Origin of the sequence: Paraburkholderia sp. BCC1885 (assembly GCF_900996235.1) — a bacterium.
Lineage (GTDB): Bacteria > Pseudomonadota > Gammaproteobacteria > Burkholderiales > Burkholderiaceae > Paraburkholderia.
On sequence record NZ_CAAJGM010000110.1, the window covers coordinates 70,466 to 85,179 of the forward strand.

The following is a 14,714-nucleotide window of genomic DNA, read 5'->3' on the forward strand; positions in this document are numbered from 1 at the left end:
CTTCCGCTTGGGGCGTTGCCGCAAGACAGGCGGTGGTCGATCAGCTACGGTCTCCGGCTATTACGTCGCGCGGTTTAGCGTACCAGTAGTCGATAACCCAGTCCGGGTCATGATAAGACTTCGGCAACGTGGACGGATAAGCAAGCGTCGACCTGTAAGCGATGCGCGAATTCGGCGCGTAGAATTCGGGCACCAGATAATACGAATTCACCAGCACGCGATCGAGCGCGCGCGTGGCGGCCTCGAGATCGCCCAGCGTGTTCGCACTTAGCGCGTCTTGAATCAGGGCGTCGACCACTTCGGAATGCACGCCCACCGTGTTTTCCGATCCCACCTCCGAAGCAGCCGCGCTGCCGAAACGGCGCAACAGTTCGACACCGGGCACGGTTACGGGTGGATACCCTCCCGTGGTCATGTCGAAGTCGAAGCTATCGAGACGTTGCTGGTATAACGCGCTATCCACCTCACGCAGATGCGCGTCGATACCGAGCGTGTTGAGCGCCTGCATGTACGGCAGCAGCAAACGGTCCATACCGGGCTGGTCATCCAATAACTCGATGCTCATGGGCGTATCGTTCGCATTGCGCAGCGCGCCGTCACGATAGCGCCAACCCGCCTCGCTCAACAGATCGCGCGCTTCGCGCAGGTTGTTGCGCAACGAGTTGGGAGGGAGCGTGTCCGGCTGCTTAAGCATCGGGCCGAATACTTCAGGCGGCAAACTCGCGCGGTACGGTTCGAGCAGCGCCAGTTCCTTCGGACCCGGCATGCCGCTCGCGCCAAACGAATCCGGATCGAAAAAGCTGTTTGAACGCCGGTACTGGTCATAGAACATCATGCGGTTCATCCAGTCGTAGTCGAACGCCAACGTCAAAGCGCGCCTTACCCTCACGTCCTGAAACATCGGCCTGCGCAGGTTCATGATCAAGCCGCGCATATAGGCCGGTCCATTAGGGAACAGGCCCTTCTTCAACAGACCACTACGAAAACCCTCGCCTATATAGCGCCGCGCCCAGATCGTCGCACTCCCCTCGATATTCACGTCGAGGTTGCCGGCCTTGAATGCCTCAAGCAGTCCGAAGTTATCGGTAAAGAGCTGGAACGAGACCCGCTCGAAACGAAACATGCCGCGCCGTGAAGGCAAATCCGCCGCCCAGTAAGCAGGATTACGCCGGTATGTGATGTCCTTGTCGTTCTTGCGTCTCTCGATCAGATAAGCGCCGCTCGCGATCGGAGGCACGTTGGCGGTCTGATCGAATGGCAGATGCGTACCGTCCGGCCGCACACCCCACTTGGGCGAGAAAATGGGCAGATCGCCGGCGATCAACGGCGCATCGCGTTCCGCGCGCCTGAAGTCGAAACGGATCGTCGACGCATCGATCACCGTGGCGCTTTTTATGACCGAGAACTCCGAGTTAAACAGCGGCGAGGCTTGCGGGCCGGTGAGCGTGTCAAACGAGTATTTGACATCGGCCGCCGTGATTCGATCGCCGTTGGAAAAGCGCGCGGCGGGATTGATATGGAAGGTTGCGGAGGTGAAGTCCGGTTGTACTTCCACGCCGTCCGCAATCAACGGATATTCCGCAGCCAGCTCGTCCCAACTGCGTTGCATCAGCGTATCGAACATCAGGTTGCGGATGTCCGGGGCTGGCGTGCCACGCAGAAGAAACGGGTTGAGGGAATCGTAGCTTTGCAGTTCGTCGTAGTTGCCGAAGTTCAGCGTGCCGTCGACGGGTGCCGCCGGATCGGCGTAGTCGAAATGCGTGAAGCCCACGGCATAGCGCGGCTGGCCAAATTGGGCGATTGAAGATGCGGCGTGGACCGCCATTGTGGACAGCGCCAGCGCAGCCGCGCAGAAGCGGAGGACGGTAAGCAATAATGGCATCCCAGGAAGTTAGCCTGCCTTAAAGGCAGCGTCAAGACGGACGGCCGCCTTACCACTGCGTGGAGAGCTTTGCCGCCAGCGTGCGCTGCACCTTTGCATCCGCCAGCAAAGCCCGGATTTTCTGGGCCGCGCCCGAGCCCGGATTCTCGCGCGAGGTTCCTTGATCGGCGAGATCGAGCCATGCCTGCCGCATGTCGTCGTAGTATCGCAATTGCGCCGCCCGTAATGGCGCGCGCTGCGAGCCGGGCGGCAACACCGTATTGTTCATCCGCTCGTAGAGCGCATTCCATTCGGGCCAAACCGTCGTTCGTATTCTTGTGATGAACGCATCGTGTTGCTCAGGATGACGAATCATCGGCAACATCGCCGATGCGTCCTTTGACGCTTTGAGTTCATCAATGGCTTCCTGCCGCTCGACAACCGCAAAGGCGAGTTCCTGCTGGGCCGCTGGCGTCGAATTCGAACGCACCGCCTGAAAGAACAGCCCAGCAATGACAAACGCCGCGAGCGAGGTCGACAGCAGAACGACATCACGCGAGCCGAGGCGTGATTCCTCGGCACCAATCGGCCGGGCAAGCAACCATCCCATCAGGAAGCCCGAGATCAGACCGCCGATGTGCGCGGCGTTGTCGATGCCCTGATGGGTTAGCCCGTTAAACAGGCTATAAACGACAATAAACACCACCGAGCGAAACCGTTGTGCCTGGATGGTCGTCGGCATGCTGGCACGATACCGGATCACATAGGCCAGCAACGCACCCAGCACACCGAAGATCGCGCCCGACGCGCCCGCGCTGTTGAGAATGGGATGCCAGCACAGGCTGGTGAGGCTCGCGGTCAGGCCAGTAAAGAAATACAGCGCGGCAAACCGGGCGTTGCCAAACAGGCGCTCGGCAATCCGGCCCATCTGCACGAGCACTACCATGTTGAAAGTAATGTGCACCAGACTGAAATGGATGAACATCGAGGCGAGGAGCCGCCACCATTCGCCATTGAGCGTGTCGGGGCCGAAATTGGAACCGAAGGCCAGCGCCGTTTGACCACTCATCTTGGGAAACCCGCCACCGCTTTCGATCATCGCCAGATAGACGAGCACGTTTAGCGCGACCAGCGCCCACGTCACCCAGACATGCGGCGTGCGGGACGCCATCCCGTCGAGGAAGCGGTTCATGCGCGTCGATTCGGCAGCGAATTCCGGCGTCATCGATGTGGGCAGTTGTGAGGCGATCGCACACGCGTCGGAGCCGCTGTTAGCGCGGATCAGGATAGTCTGGAATGTGCCGGGCTCGACTATGGCATCGAAGCGGATCAGCGTGGCTGTCACGACGACGTTATAGATGTTGCGGGGCGTAAGGCGCAGGTCCGTTTCGACATCGGCGCCGAAGAGCCGTTTGGCGCGAGTCAAAATGCGCACCTCTCCATCCGCGAAAAGGATCGCACCGCGGCTTTTGAACGACCCGGCACGATAGGCCGCGCCACGTTGGCGGATACCTGGGCCGTAAGCAATCTCAAACCGGTCGATGACAGGTGGCGCCGCGGCGGCGCTCGCCATGTCGACGGCTTCTGTCGCCTCGAATTGCCAGGTCGGCTCCTCGCGATTCATCCTCTTCCCCCGGTTACGGTGGGTCCTGTTAACGGACCTCGCTCTTTCTGATCGGTGCGGCGGTGATGGCCCGCGTGGTTGCTCCGTCGGTCGGTTCTGTCTGATGTTTGCAGAATGGTGCGCCAGGTTTGCCGCTTTGTCTAGAAATGGGGAGTGAACCCGGCGCGACACAATGCACTCGTGGCCACGCCTGGCATTTGTTCCCACCAAGCGGGTGGCGACACGATATGAGCTGGCAGGCGATTTCAACGCGGCAACGCCGCCTGAATTGCCGCAAGCCAAATTCCAACCGCATGCGCGCCAGGATCGGCGAAACCCAATGCGCGTTTGCCGACATAGCTCGAACGGCCCAGCCGCGGGTTCATCGAGGCCGTCTGTTCAGCCCCTGCTACCGCCGCGTCGACTGCGGCCTGTAAAGCCAGGTCAACATTCGCAGACTTTGCCAGTTCGGCTTGCAGTGCATCGACGGCAGGCAACAGCGCATCGACCATGGTGCGATCACCCGCATGCGCGCCGCCCAGTTCCATCAACGCCGCGACGCCCGCGCCAAACGCCTCGGCCCATTGCTTCGCGGTGGCGTCGCTCGCCTGATCGAGCATGCTGCCCGCGCGCAATAACATCGCCGCATAGAGTGGCCCCGAGGTGCCGCCCACCACGCGTCGTACCGTCGCGGACAGTGCATGCAACACAGCGCCAGGCGACGTTTCGGCAGGGTACGCGTCGATTTCGCTCAGGATGCCCCGCGCACCGCGTGCGAGGCTAATGCCGAGATCGCCGTCGCCGACATGCTGATCCATCCCGGTCAACACCGCCTCCGCTTCGATCAGACGTGCGCACACCGCTTCGATCACCTGACGCAAGGTGGATTCACGCGCGAGCCGCGCGCCGCTGGTATCGTCGGTTTTGACAGGCGAGTCCAGGACGCAAGCGTGCGCCACCTGACCGCTCAACGAGGGCCACGCGGACGTCCGCGCCGCAGCATCGAGCCACGCCAGACGCTGGTCGTCGAGGCGCAACAAGCTCAGTGAAACGCCCGCCATTTCCAGCGCGCTCAGAAAGGTGCCGGCCCAGGCACGTTCCACCTTGATACGGCGCGCCGCGAGATAGCGCAGCGCCGACGCGGCGACGATATTCAATTCGCTCTGCGGCGTGCCACCCAGATTGTTCACCAGCAGGGCCACGCGCGCGTCTGCCGGCAACGCGAGATCATCGACAATCTTGCTGAGCAACCGTGCGGCGACGGCGTCCGCCGACTCCAGCGCGCCACGCTCGACGCCCGGTTCGCCGTGAATGCCAAGGCCCCATTCGATCTCGCCATCAGCCAGTTCGAAACCGGCTTTGCCTGCGGCCGGCACCGTGCACGGCGTAAGCGCGACGCCCATGGTGCCGAGCATGGCCGCCGCCTCGCGCGCGGCCCGCGCCACTTCGCTCAACGGCCGTCCTTCGGCAGCGGCCGCGCCTGCAATCTTGTGAACCAGCACCGTGCCAGCAAGACCACGCCGGCCGGCATGCTCGCCACTCGCGGAAAGCGCGACGTCGTCCGCGACGATCGCGAGCTCCACCGCAATCCCTTCGGCGCGCGCAATCTCGGCCGCGAGCCCAAAGTTGAAACGGTCGCCGGTGTAGTTCTTGACGATGAGCAGCACACCCGCAGGGCCGGCCACGGCGCGGATCGCTTCGAGCACCGCGTCCGTCGAAGGAGATGTGAAGACTTCTCCGGCTACCGCTGCGCTTAGCATGCCGGGGCCCACATAGCCCGCATGAGCGGGTTCATGGCCCGCGCCGCCGCCGGAAATCAGCGCAACCTCGCCGCGCTGGGCGGCGGCCTCGCTGTCGGCCCGCACGACGATCGTGCCGCCTTGCAGCAAGGCTAGACCGGGATTGAGCGCGGCGAGTCCATCCAGCATCTCGGGGACGATCGAGGAGACATCGTTGATGAGCTTCTTCATATGCGTCAGCTTCCTTTTGAACCGCCGGGCTGTGAGTGTGCATCACGAGCGCGTCGCGGCTGGGGTTGCGAGACTGCGGGGACTGACTGCGAATAGCTACGAATGGCTACCGATAGATTCAAACGCAGCGCCCAAGACCTGACTTTACCGCGCCTTGACGTACAGCGACGCATTGCGGTGCAGATGTCCGGGAAAGCAGCAGGGGAATATGCGGAGAAGTTGCGCTGCGAAAGCGCGAAGAAAACGAAGCGAAGACAAACGCAAAACGAAGACCAGCGCAAGCCACGACAACAGGCAGAAGCCGAACCTTTGAACCTCAATGGCTTCAGCTTCCACCTGCTTCGATTGTGCGTTGGTAGGCTCGATTGGATTCGAACCAACGACCCCCACCATGTCAAGGTGGTGCTCTAACCAACTGAGCTACGAGCCTTTAGAGGCGCGAATTATAGAGACTCTGATTGCACAGCACAAGCCCCGCCGACATCTTCATCTCCGTCAGCAGACCGATACCAGGAAACGCGATGCGCACGCAGGTTCATCGCGCACACCGCATTGAGCCCGATCAGTTATCGCCGGTCAGTTGACGCAGACTGTCAACGGTTTCCGTGTACGTCCCCGTCTGGCCATTGGCCGTCACGCTGATGCCGACCGTAGTCGGCGAAGCCACCGTGATGGTCTCCACCGTGCTGTCGCCCGTCAGCTGGATCACGCCGCTTTGCAGATCGCTGCCGCTGATCATGACCGGCGTTGGCGTGGCAAAGTCGAAGGCGATCACGGCGTCGCTGGCCTGCACGCTAAGCGCGCCACTTGTCGTGACCGTATCGCTGGACGGATCCACGCCATGCACGCGCGAGTAATTCAGCGCGGTCACCGTCATCGTGCCGGTGACGCTTCCCGACGAAAGCACATGCGCGACATCGAGCGTGACCGTCGGTGCAGTGGCGGTTGTCGTGGTGACGCCGGTTGCAGCGTCGTAGCTCATCGTGAACGTGACGGTTCCGTTGACCGTCGTCGTCCCGCTCGACGACGTCAGGGTCAGCCCGCTAGTGGATTCGACGGCCGTGTACGACCAGTTATTGGACTTGTCGCCCACCACGCCCTGTGCGCTCTGCACCTGCACGGTGACCGAACCCGCCACCGCATCCGTGCTCGATACACCGGGCGCCGTCACCTGTCCCACGCATTGATTAAAGCCGACGGTGGCCGTTTCACCCGCTTGCAGGCCCGACGACCCCGCGTTTTGCGTAGCGACGCCAATCGAGCCGCCGCCGGGGCAAACCGTGGTGGTCGAAGCCGCGCTCGACGTCACGCCGCTGACGAGTGATTGCACGACCGACGTATAAATCGCGGCCACCCCAGGCCCCGACAGAATGCTAAAGGCCGCTGCATAGCGCGCAACCGGTTCGCTTTGCACGGCAGTAGACAGCTTGAGCTGATTCGATGCCGCAGCGCTGGCCGTGCTGCCCGAACTTCCACCACCGCCGCCGCACGCACTCAACAAAGCGGATGCCGCGACGAGCGCCACCGCACCGAATGAACCTGACGTCCGATACCAAGACATGCCTGCTCCATACATTACTGCGAGGCGCGCACACGAACACACCAACCGCATATGAAGCGCACCAGGCGCTTCTTTTGTTCAGATGAATCGGCCCGCGCTGCCGATACGTGTGCGTGAAGATCGGGCCAATGGATGAAGTCATTATCCAGATGCATCACCCAAGGCAATCTGCAGAAAAGACCTTTAAACAAGGCTCAAATCTAATCAGTAAACCGAATCTTTCCTGATTCAAGCAATATTTACGCGTACAAAATTCCGCTTTTTCGAACTTTCGATTCAGGAATCCGAACTGCTGGGTGAATGCCTCACTGTTCGCTCATTTGAAGCCCGCACCCGAACCGTAAAGTCTCATCCACGGATAAATTCCTTCAGGGAGAAGGTGCGGTGAAACAGGTAAAAAAGGCGGCTCGCGTCGCAGCATTCGCGTTAGTCGCAGCAATGGCATCAGGCGTTTCAAATGCACAGGAAGTGTATGTTCAGGGCGGCACGCTCGGCGCAGGCATCGGCGCGGCGCTGCCGCTCAGTTCGTGGGCCGGCGTGCATGCTGATTTCGACGGCTTCGGCTATTCGCACACGGTCACGGTGGCCGGCAATCAATACGACGGCCACCTCAAGCTGTTGCAAGGCGGCCTCTATCTCGACCTCTTCCCGTTTGCATCGAGCGGCTTTCGCGTCACGACCGGCGTGCTGCTCAACGACGACGAACTGAAGGCGCATGCCATCCCCAACGCGGACGGCAACTATAAGATCGGCAGAGACTACGTGCCCGCAGTCGGCTCCGCACCCACCGCCACTGCCTCGCTGCCGCACGCGATGCCGTATCTGGGTATCGGTTATGGACACAAGCCGGTTGCGAAGGGCTTTGGTCTCACGCTCGATCTGGGCGTGGCATACGGCCGTCCACATGTGACGTACAACGTGCCGGAGATCTATACGCTCTTCACCACGCAGGCGAACATCGATCAGCAGGAACAGAAGATCAGCAACGACGTGGGCCGCTACAAGCTGTATCCGGTGGCAGAGATCGGCGTGAGTTACCGGTTCTGAGCGGCAACGGGTCGGGCGTTTGCGGCGGTACTCTCAGCGGCGTTTGCGGCGGCATTCGCCGCGCCGCGCCTCATTCAGACCGTCTGGCCTGTTAATGCAGATGCCCGCGCTACAATCGCGCAAAAGAGCCGTGCTGGCGCAATCCGGTACCGCTTTCAGGCGACCGCCGGGCATGCAAAACCGTTAGCGGCGTCGATCATTCCCGACCTGTGACAGGCAGCCACGTGACCCAATCTGAACGACAAACCGACCTGCGCGCCATTCGCGAGATCGTGCGTGAATTCGTCAGCGAACGCGACTGGGACCAATTCCACACGCCGAAAAATCTGGCCACCGCGCTCAGCGTCGAGGCGAGCGAACTGCTCGAACCGTTTCAGTGGCTCGTCTCCGGCGAGACTGCCGAACTCGACGCCGCGAAGCTCACCGCGATTCGTCACGAGATGGCCGACGTCCTCGTCTACCTCGTGCGCCTCGCCGACAAACTCGATGTCGACCTCTTCCAGGCCGTGCAGGAAAAGATGGTGCTCAACCGCGCCAAATATCCCGCCGACCAGGTGCGCGGCGACGCGCGGAAATACACCGAGTACAAGGACAAAGCCCAAGACGGGTAACTCGGGGCAAACCCGGACACATGGGTAAACCCGCGCGTCCGCCGCCGCAGAAAATATTCCTGCCCGGCGAATTTTTATTCAATTTTGCTTCAATATTTTTCGAGGAAACTTATCCACGCACACCCAGGTTGACGGCCTCGGCGTTGTGCGCCTGGCAGGCTGAAGCCAAGTCCACGCGGGATAAGAGCAATGAAACATCGTGCGCAAGAGCTGACAGGGCTACGCGCTATCGCCGTGGCGATGGTCGTCGTGGGACACGCGCAGCGTTTGTTCGCCGGTGGTTATACCGGCCTTCTCAGGCCGCTAAGGCTGGTTTCCGATGGCCGTCTCGGCGTGCTGGTGTTTTTTGTTCTGAGCGGGTTTTTGATTACCAGCATCCTGCAGGCGGAGCTAAAGAGTACCGGCCGCATCCGGCTGCTGCCCTTTTATGTGAAACGGGCGCTGCGCATCTGGCCGGCTTTCTACACGTATCTGGCAGCCGTTGTGGTGTTGACGTTAATAGGCTGGACCGACGTCGACGGCCGCCAGTTCATGTTCGCCGCGCTGCACCTGTGGAATTATTCCGGTTTGGGGGGAATGTCCACCATCAACACGCTTCACGCGGACGGCGCCTGGTATCTCGGCCATTTCTGGACGCTCGCGCTGGAAGAGCAGTTTTATTGGCTCTGGCCGCCACTGCTTTTTTATATCTGGCGCCGTAATAGCCAGCTCGTGCTGGTATTGCTGATTTTCCTCGTGCCGTTGATCCGCGTGGCCACGTATTTCGCTGCGCCGCAATTGCGCGGACAGCTCAGCATGATGTTCCACACCGGCATCGACCCGATCCTGATTGGCTGTTTCGTCGCGCTCAACAAGGAACGCATCGATGCATGGATTCGCTCATGGCCCGGCGGCACGCGAATTCCCACGGCCATCGTGCTCGCGCTGTTTGTTCTGATGCCGCTCGCGGAAGCGCGGCTCGGCGGCTTCTGGAACGCTACTTACGGAACGACGCTCGAAGCGGCGCTCGTCGGTATCGTGATCGTCGTGCTTTATTTTCAGAGCGATTTCTGGTGTTCGCGGCTGTTGCGAACCGCGCCGTTCGTTTTTCTCGGCACCATCTCGTTCAGCCTGTACCTTTGGCAGCAGCTCTTTGCGAATGTGAATCTGCCGATTCCGCACGCGTTTCCGCTCGGCATCCTGGAGGCGGTGGGCGCGGCGACGGCCAGTTACTATTTCGTCGAGGCGCCGTTCCTGCGTCTCAAGGACCGGTTGGCGAACCGGATGAAGCGATCGCCGGCGAGCGAGCCGGTTCTGTTGACACCCGTGTCCGATGGCATCGGACCAGAGGTGCTGGAATAAAGAAATGCGATTCTGCGCGGCTACGCCCGCTTAAGCGGCTCTCCCTCCGGAGTACGCGAGGCGAAAGGCCAGGTGCTGGCGATTCGCCTCGCATTATCCCAAACCAGCCGGCCTGGGCGCCGGCATTCCCGCGACGATCCGTCAATCGACGACCTTGCTGCCGTGCTTCACGCCGCCGTCGGCGAGTTGTCCGGCTCGAATCCGTCACGCGCCGTGCTCAGCGAGATCGACATTGAAGGCGCGGTGCGTTGCGACACCGTGCGCAGCCAGCCACTGATCTCCAACCTGGTCGGCAATGCACTGGCGCACGGCGGGACGCTCGAGGTCTGCTCGAGCGCCGAAGCAGGGGCGTGCTTTACGGCCCGCATTCCGGGCGCCTGAACGCTCGCCTGTCTTTACAGATAGCTGCAGACGTAGTCGAGCGTTTCGCTCACGTCGATATCGAAGCGGATCTTGCCGGGCAGCGAGAAGGTGTCGCCCGCGCCATAGGTCTTCCACTCTTCGCTGCCTTCCAGACGCACGCGGCACTGGCCGGCCTGCACTTCCATATGTTCCGGCGCATCGGTGCCGAAGTTGAGCGTGCCCGGCAGGATCACGCCGAGCGTCTTGCGCGAACCGTCGGCGAACAACACGGTATGCGAGACACACTTGCCGTCGAAGTAGACGTTGGCGCGTTTGATAACGGAAACCTGATCGAATTGCGTAGCGGCCGTCATGGCGGTCTTCCTATGGGTCAACGTGAATGGATGCAATGAATGCGCCGGCGCCGCACGGCGCGCCGGTTGGCGTGCCGGGTGCCGTGCCGGTGAGGCCAGCACGTCATCATACAGGCAGCCGCTGACGCTACTCGGTGCGGCACCAACGGCCGGATTCCGGGCATAGCGTGACCGTTTCGCCGTTCAGGCGGACTTGCTCTTCGTCGAGTTGTTGCAGCACAGCGGCGGGTTCGATGTCGAATGTCACCTCGAGCGCCTGCGTGACCCGGGAATCTTCGATAGAAAGTTCCCACGTGAGGAAGATCTGCACGTTGTCCCCGTCGGGCGCGAAATCCGCTGTCTTGAAGACGCTGCTGCCGCGCGGAATGACGCCGTGCGGCTGGCCGGTATCGAAGATCACCACCGTGCCGCGGCGCAGCGCGATGCGCCGGTCTAGCGCGGGGAAATACAGGTCCATCCCCTTGTCGTCGCTCATGAACAGATTGCAGAACGCCGCGCCGCCATATTGCGCGGCGTCGTGGTGATAGCGTGCGCCGCGGCAGGCCATCAGCGCCACGTCACTCGCGGCCAGCACGCCGGCCAGGCCGAGCGCACCGGTCCAATCGGACACGGCCTGGACGCAGTGCGAGTATTCCGGCCAGCGTGCGCGCGCCCGCGCTAACGGCATGACCTCGACATCGCCCGCTTCGAGGTTCATGTTCGACGCGATCTCTCTGCTCCAATCCGCCGCGAGACGTGCGGAGGGCGCGGGTACGTCGAGGGTGCCGGTGAGCACGACGTCGCTCACGCGCCGGCTGCGCAGAGCGTCGCCGCTGCAGAAAATCGAAGTCAGGGTATTTTGCACGTGATGCGCTTAAGGGTGAACGTATGCGTCATTGTGCACGCTATCACCTGTGATACCCGAGCCGCCGTCCATATGGCGCGCCCTGAGCGTGGTGATCGACGCTTTCAGGAGCAAAGTCCCAACGCCTTGGCTTGACGCCATTGCGCGCAGGTCTGCACACCCGGCTCGATCTCACGCGGATCGATTCGGCTCCAGCAATAAAATGCCCCGGGCCATTCGGCAATCGGTGCAGGCGTCTCGAAGCGCAGGTCCGCAAGTCCCGCGCGATACGTCTGCGAAGGCCAGAACACCGGCATCACACGACGCGCCTCCATTTCTTTTAACAGCGCGGCGGCGCCCCCTTCGTCCATCAATACACTGCACTGGAATTTCCAGTCGCCGTCGGCCCACGCGAGGAAGATGCCCGGATTGCCGTCGACGTCGAACATCAGCACCGCATCCTGCTCCGGACGCCAGTAGTATTCGGCGATGCGTTCGGCCACCACCACTTCGTTGATTGCCGCCTGGGTCCGCGGATCGCAGTAGGTCGACCCGACGTCATGCACGCTGATGTAGCCCCGTTGCGCACAGTGTTTGGCTTTCGCCTCCGCCAGCGCACTGGCCAGTTTGCGCGTCATCCCCGCATCGGTCTTCTTCAGATAGAAATCGATGAGCCCGTCATTGAACGCGGCAACCGCTTCCACTTCGCCGGCCGCCCCTGTTAGCAGGATCTTCGTGCATGGAATGCTGCGAATGGAGGCGAGGAATTCGATGCCATCCACTTCGGGCATTTCGTAGTCCACCACGACCGCCGCAATCGCCTCGAATCGCACGTCGTCCATCAATACGTCGCGACCGATTGCGCTCCCACCCTTCTTCTCGAACTCCGAATAGTCCGCACCCGACAGCTTGCTAGGCGCGATCCGCTCAGAGCGGGCCAGGATGAAGCTCAGGGCTTCGCGCGGCTTCGTGAAGAACCGGTTCAGATGTTCGTCCGGAAAAATTCCCTGCAATGCATGAAGAAAATCAGCACTGTCGTCGAGAAAGACCGTGGTCACGGGATACAGAACCGGCTGTCTCACAAAGCTACTCATACATTCCTCGAAAAGCGTGTTTACGGGTACAGATAAACAATTGGCAGAACAAAATAATGTCTTCCTCCACTTAGGAGGAAGGCGTGGCTGCCGCTAGCAGCCTATTAAGATTCAGGAGTTTTTCATGTTCGTTCGAGATGCGATTCCCCAGGTTCTCTCGCGCGGTACCGCACTGCTTTCGCAGCAAATGCTGAGCGGCACGACTAAGAAAACGTTTCACCATGCAATCGATGTCTATCTCAAGGACTCTAATGCCTTTATGAATACCTATTTTGCGCGTTACTTCGAATGGCAAGGCGTGTGTCGTGAACGCTGGTTCCATGATTGCGTACACAACAACCTCCTTGCAGCAGGTGGCATGTTCGTCACGAAACGCGCACACCAGGAATACGTCCACGAGACTTTCCCGTTTCAACGCGTGGACTGCTACCTTAATACGTTCCAGGTGCGGCAATGTTCGGCCTACCTGCTGTTCCGCTTTTGTGTGGACGGCAATCCGGTCTCAATGGGTTATCAACAGATCCTGTTCACCGACACCAACCGGCGCATTCAGCGCTTTCCGGCCGGAATCATCGAACGGGTCAAAGAGTATGAACTTGTCATGCCGTCGAACCTGAGCTAACTGACATAGTCCTGCCGCTTGCTGTACCAGCGGTGGGGTCTAACAGGCGGGCCGCGCTGTGCGCGGTCCGCCGACGAACCCGGCTCCGGCAACCGGAGCGTAAACGTAGTGTGTTCGAACGGCACCGATTCGCACGAGATGCTACCCGAAAACACCTCGCACACACGGCGGCAAAATACGAGGCCCATGCCCGCGCCGTGCCCATGCGACTTGGTCGAATAGAACGGATCGAAGATATGCGGCAGCACGTCGGCCGCGATGCCCGGCCCCGTGTCACGAAAGTTCAGCACGCAAAAGCCGTTATCCTGATGCGCACTGATCTCGATCCTTCCCGTGCCGCTTTCCCTGATCGCATACAAGGCGTTCTTGAGCAGATTGAAAATGACGAAGACGATCAGCGAATCCGAACCGGAAAAGCGCAGCAGCGGATTGATCGCCGCGACGTACACGAGATTGCGCTCGCCCGGATGAAACGGAAAGCGCTCCAGCGCCGAATCGATACAGGCGCGGATCGAATGAGGCGCGAAGCTCCTCGGGTCCAGCCTGTCCAGGGTAAACGACGCCAGCGACATCTCGACCACTGTGCTGGTGCTTTCAACCTGGCGCCGTATTGCAGAGGCCAGACCGGCCAGGCGCTCGGATTGCCCCGGATAGAGGCCTTCGTTCACCAGCCGGTGCTGCACGGCCAGATGGTAGCCGCGTAGCAATTCCGGCAGCACGGTGCCGATTTCCTCCGCATGCATGCCGATTGCCGCCAGCGGCGTAGCGACCTCATGCGCCACCGTGGCCGCCAGCAGGAATGGCCTCATCAAGCCGTGGCGAACGATGGTGATGCCCAGAATGCCGAGCCCCACGGCAATGAAGATCACCCCCGGCGGGTAAAACGTAATGCCGTAATTCACGACATAGTCCACCGCCGCAACCGAATACAGGCACAGGCTGAGCAGACACAGGTCGAGCAAACGGCGCCGCGCCTTGCCGCGCACCTGGCGCTTTGCCGTGATCAGCAGCCAGCCGCTGCGGCAGGCGAGCAAAACGGTCTGCAGGACGTGTACGGGATGCAACGGGCCGGCTTTCGGATAAGGCCCGAAGAAATGCATCTCGAAGCCGGCGACGACCTCGTCGCCGCTGAGCAGCAGAATGGCCAGAAACGCCGACAGCCCGTATGAAATGAACAGCAGGCGGCGCTCGCCGCGCCGTCCCGCCACTTCCGTGACGAAATGGTAGAAAGTGGTCGGTAAAAACAGGATGAACAGATAGCCCAGCTTGACCAGCGGACCGGCGATGTCGGCACTGGTGGTCTGAAACAGGAACGCCCACGTGCCTTGCCATGCGAAGGTGGTCACACACATCAGCGCAAACGGCATGGAAAGGCGCGTCACGCCCTCGGTGAGCAGCACGTATAGCCCGAACCCCAAAAACAATGCGGAGACGAAGGCAGGCAATATCGAGTACATGGCGCTCT

General features: G+C 61.0%; 13 protein-coding genes and 1 tRNA gene. 5 read left to right on the plus strand and 9 right to left on the minus strand.

The genetic code is table 11. The annotated features are described in order from the left end of the window. Positions 1-40 precede the first annotated feature (40 nt). From FQ755_RS08600 to FQ755_RS08620, 5 genes are all read right to left on the minus strand, one after another. On the minus strand, positions 41-1,882 hold the full coding sequence (locus FQ755_RS08600; RefSeq protein ID WP_144153098.1) for an extracellular solute-binding protein: 1,842 nt from the start codon (positions 1,880-1,882) through the stop codon (positions 41-43). Between the two features lie 49 nt (positions 1,883-1,931). After that, positions 1,932-3,656: a rhomboid family intramembrane serine protease gene (locus tag FQ755_RS08605; protein WP_144153100.1), complete on the minus strand. Its 1,725-nt coding sequence runs from the start codon at positions 3,654-3,656 to the stop codon at positions 1,932-1,934. 74 nt (positions 3,657-3,730) lie between these two features. Then, positions 3,731-5,434: a dihydroxyacetone kinase subunit DhaL gene (gene dhaL / locus FQ755_RS08610; protein WP_144153102.1), complete on the minus strand. Its 1,704-nt coding sequence runs from the start codon at positions 5,432-5,434 to the stop codon at positions 3,731-3,733. Between the two features lie 353 nt (positions 5,435-5,787). Further along, positions 5,788-5,864, minus strand: a tRNA-Val gene (locus FQ755_RS08615). 132 nt (positions 5,865-5,996) lie between these two features. Beyond that, on the minus strand, positions 5,997-6,995 hold the full coding sequence (locus tag FQ755_RS08620) for a hypothetical protein (protein ID WP_144153104.1): 999 nt from the start codon (positions 6,993-6,995) through the stop codon (positions 5,997-5,999). A gap of 384 nt (positions 6,996-7,379) precedes the next feature. Between FQ755_RS08620 and FQ755_RS08625 the strand changes: the two genes are divergently transcribed. From FQ755_RS08625 to FQ755_RS08640, 4 genes are all read left to right on the plus strand, one after another. After that, positions 7,380-8,042, plus strand: coding sequence for a hypothetical protein (locus tag FQ755_RS08625; RefSeq protein ID WP_144153105.1), 663 nt, complete (start codon positions 7,380-7,382; stop codon positions 8,040-8,042). Positions 8,043-8,266: 224 nt separating this feature from the next. Continuing rightward, positions 8,267-8,653 carry a nucleotide pyrophosphohydrolase gene (locus FQ755_RS08630; protein WP_144153107.1) on the plus strand — a complete coding sequence of 129 codons (387 nt, stop codon included), beginning with the start codon at positions 8,267-8,269 and terminating at the stop codon, positions 8,651-8,653. 189 nt (positions 8,654-8,842) lie between these two features. Continuing rightward, a complete protein-coding gene (locus FQ755_RS08635; protein WP_144153109.1) occupies positions 8,843-9,994 on the plus strand; it encodes an acyltransferase family protein in 1,152 nt (383 codons plus the stop codon). 162 nt (positions 9,995-10,156) lie between these two features. Beyond that, positions 10,157-10,375: a hypothetical protein gene (locus FQ755_RS08640; RefSeq protein WP_186308459.1), complete on the plus strand. Its 219-nt coding sequence runs from the start codon at positions 10,157-10,159 to the stop codon at positions 10,373-10,375. Positions 10,376-10,389: 14 nt separating this feature from the next. Here the strand turns inward: FQ755_RS08640 and FQ755_RS08645 are convergent, their stop codons facing one another. From FQ755_RS08645 to FQ755_RS08655, 3 genes are all read right to left on the minus strand, one after another. Further along, positions 10,390-10,710, minus strand: a complete 321-nt coding sequence (locus tag FQ755_RS08645; RefSeq protein ID WP_144153113.1) for a pyrimidine/purine nucleoside phosphorylase — start codon at positions 10,708-10,710, stop codon at positions 10,390-10,392. Positions 10,711-10,837: 127 nt separating this feature from the next. Next, a complete protein-coding gene (locus tag FQ755_RS08650) occupies positions 10,838-11,554 on the minus strand; it encodes a hypothetical protein (protein ID WP_144153115.1) in 717 nt (238 codons plus the stop codon). Between the two features lie 104 nt (positions 11,555-11,658). Next, the gene (locus FQ755_RS08655; protein ID WP_144153117.1) at positions 11,659-12,627 is read right to left on the minus strand and encodes a response regulator; all 969 of its coding nucleotides are present in this window, start codon (positions 12,625-12,627) and stop codon (positions 11,659-11,661) included. 124 nt (positions 12,628-12,751) lie between these two features. Here FQ755_RS08655 and FQ755_RS08660 point away from each other — a divergent pair, with 124 nt between their 5' ends. After that, positions 12,752-13,249, plus strand: a complete 498-nt coding sequence (locus tag FQ755_RS08660) for an acyl-CoA thioesterase (protein ID WP_144153119.1) — start codon at positions 12,752-12,754, stop codon at positions 13,247-13,249. Here the strand turns inward: FQ755_RS08660 and FQ755_RS08665 are convergent. Next, on the minus strand, positions 13,246-14,706 hold the full coding sequence (locus FQ755_RS08665; protein WP_144153121.1) for a sensor histidine kinase: 1,461 nt from the start codon (positions 14,704-14,706) through the stop codon (positions 13,246-13,248). The two genes, FQ755_RS08660 and FQ755_RS08665, sit on opposite strands and share 4 nt — an antisense overlap. Positions 14,707-14,714 lie beyond the last annotated feature (8 nt).

What these genes read in the sequence shown, in the direction of transcription:
- FQ755_RS08645 (WP_144153113.1), bottom strand. Translation starts at nt 10,710, where the DNA reads ATGACGGCCGCTACGCAATTCGATCAGGTTTCCGTTATCAAACGCGCC.
- FQ755_RS08655 (WP_144153117.1), bottom strand. Translation starts at nt 12,627, where the DNA reads ATGAGTAGCTTTGTGAGACAGCCGGTTCTGTATCCCGTGACCACGGTC.
- dhaL (WP_144153102.1), bottom strand. Translation starts at nt 5,434, where the DNA reads ATGAAGAAGCTCATCAACGATGTCTCCTCGATCGTCCCCGAGATGCTG.
- FQ755_RS08600 (WP_144153098.1), bottom strand. Translation starts at nt 1,882, where the DNA reads ATGCCATTATTGCTTACCGTCCTCCGCTTCTGCGCGGCTGCGCTGGCG.
- FQ755_RS08660 (WP_144153119.1), top strand. Translation starts at nt 12,752, where the DNA reads ATGTTCGTTCGAGATGCGATTCCCCAGGTTCTCTCGCGCGGTACCGCA.
- FQ755_RS08620 (WP_144153104.1), bottom strand. Translation starts at nt 6,995, where the DNA reads ATGTCTTGGTATCGGACGTCAGGTTCATTCGGTGCGGTGGCGCTCGTC.
- FQ755_RS08635 (WP_144153109.1), top strand. Translation starts at nt 8,843, where the DNA reads ATGAAACATCGTGCGCAAGAGCTGACAGGGCTACGCGCTATCGCCGTG.
- FQ755_RS08665 (WP_144153121.1), bottom strand. Translation starts at nt 14,706, where the DNA reads ATGTACTCGATATTGCCTGCCTTCGTCTCCGCATTGTTTTTGGGGTTC.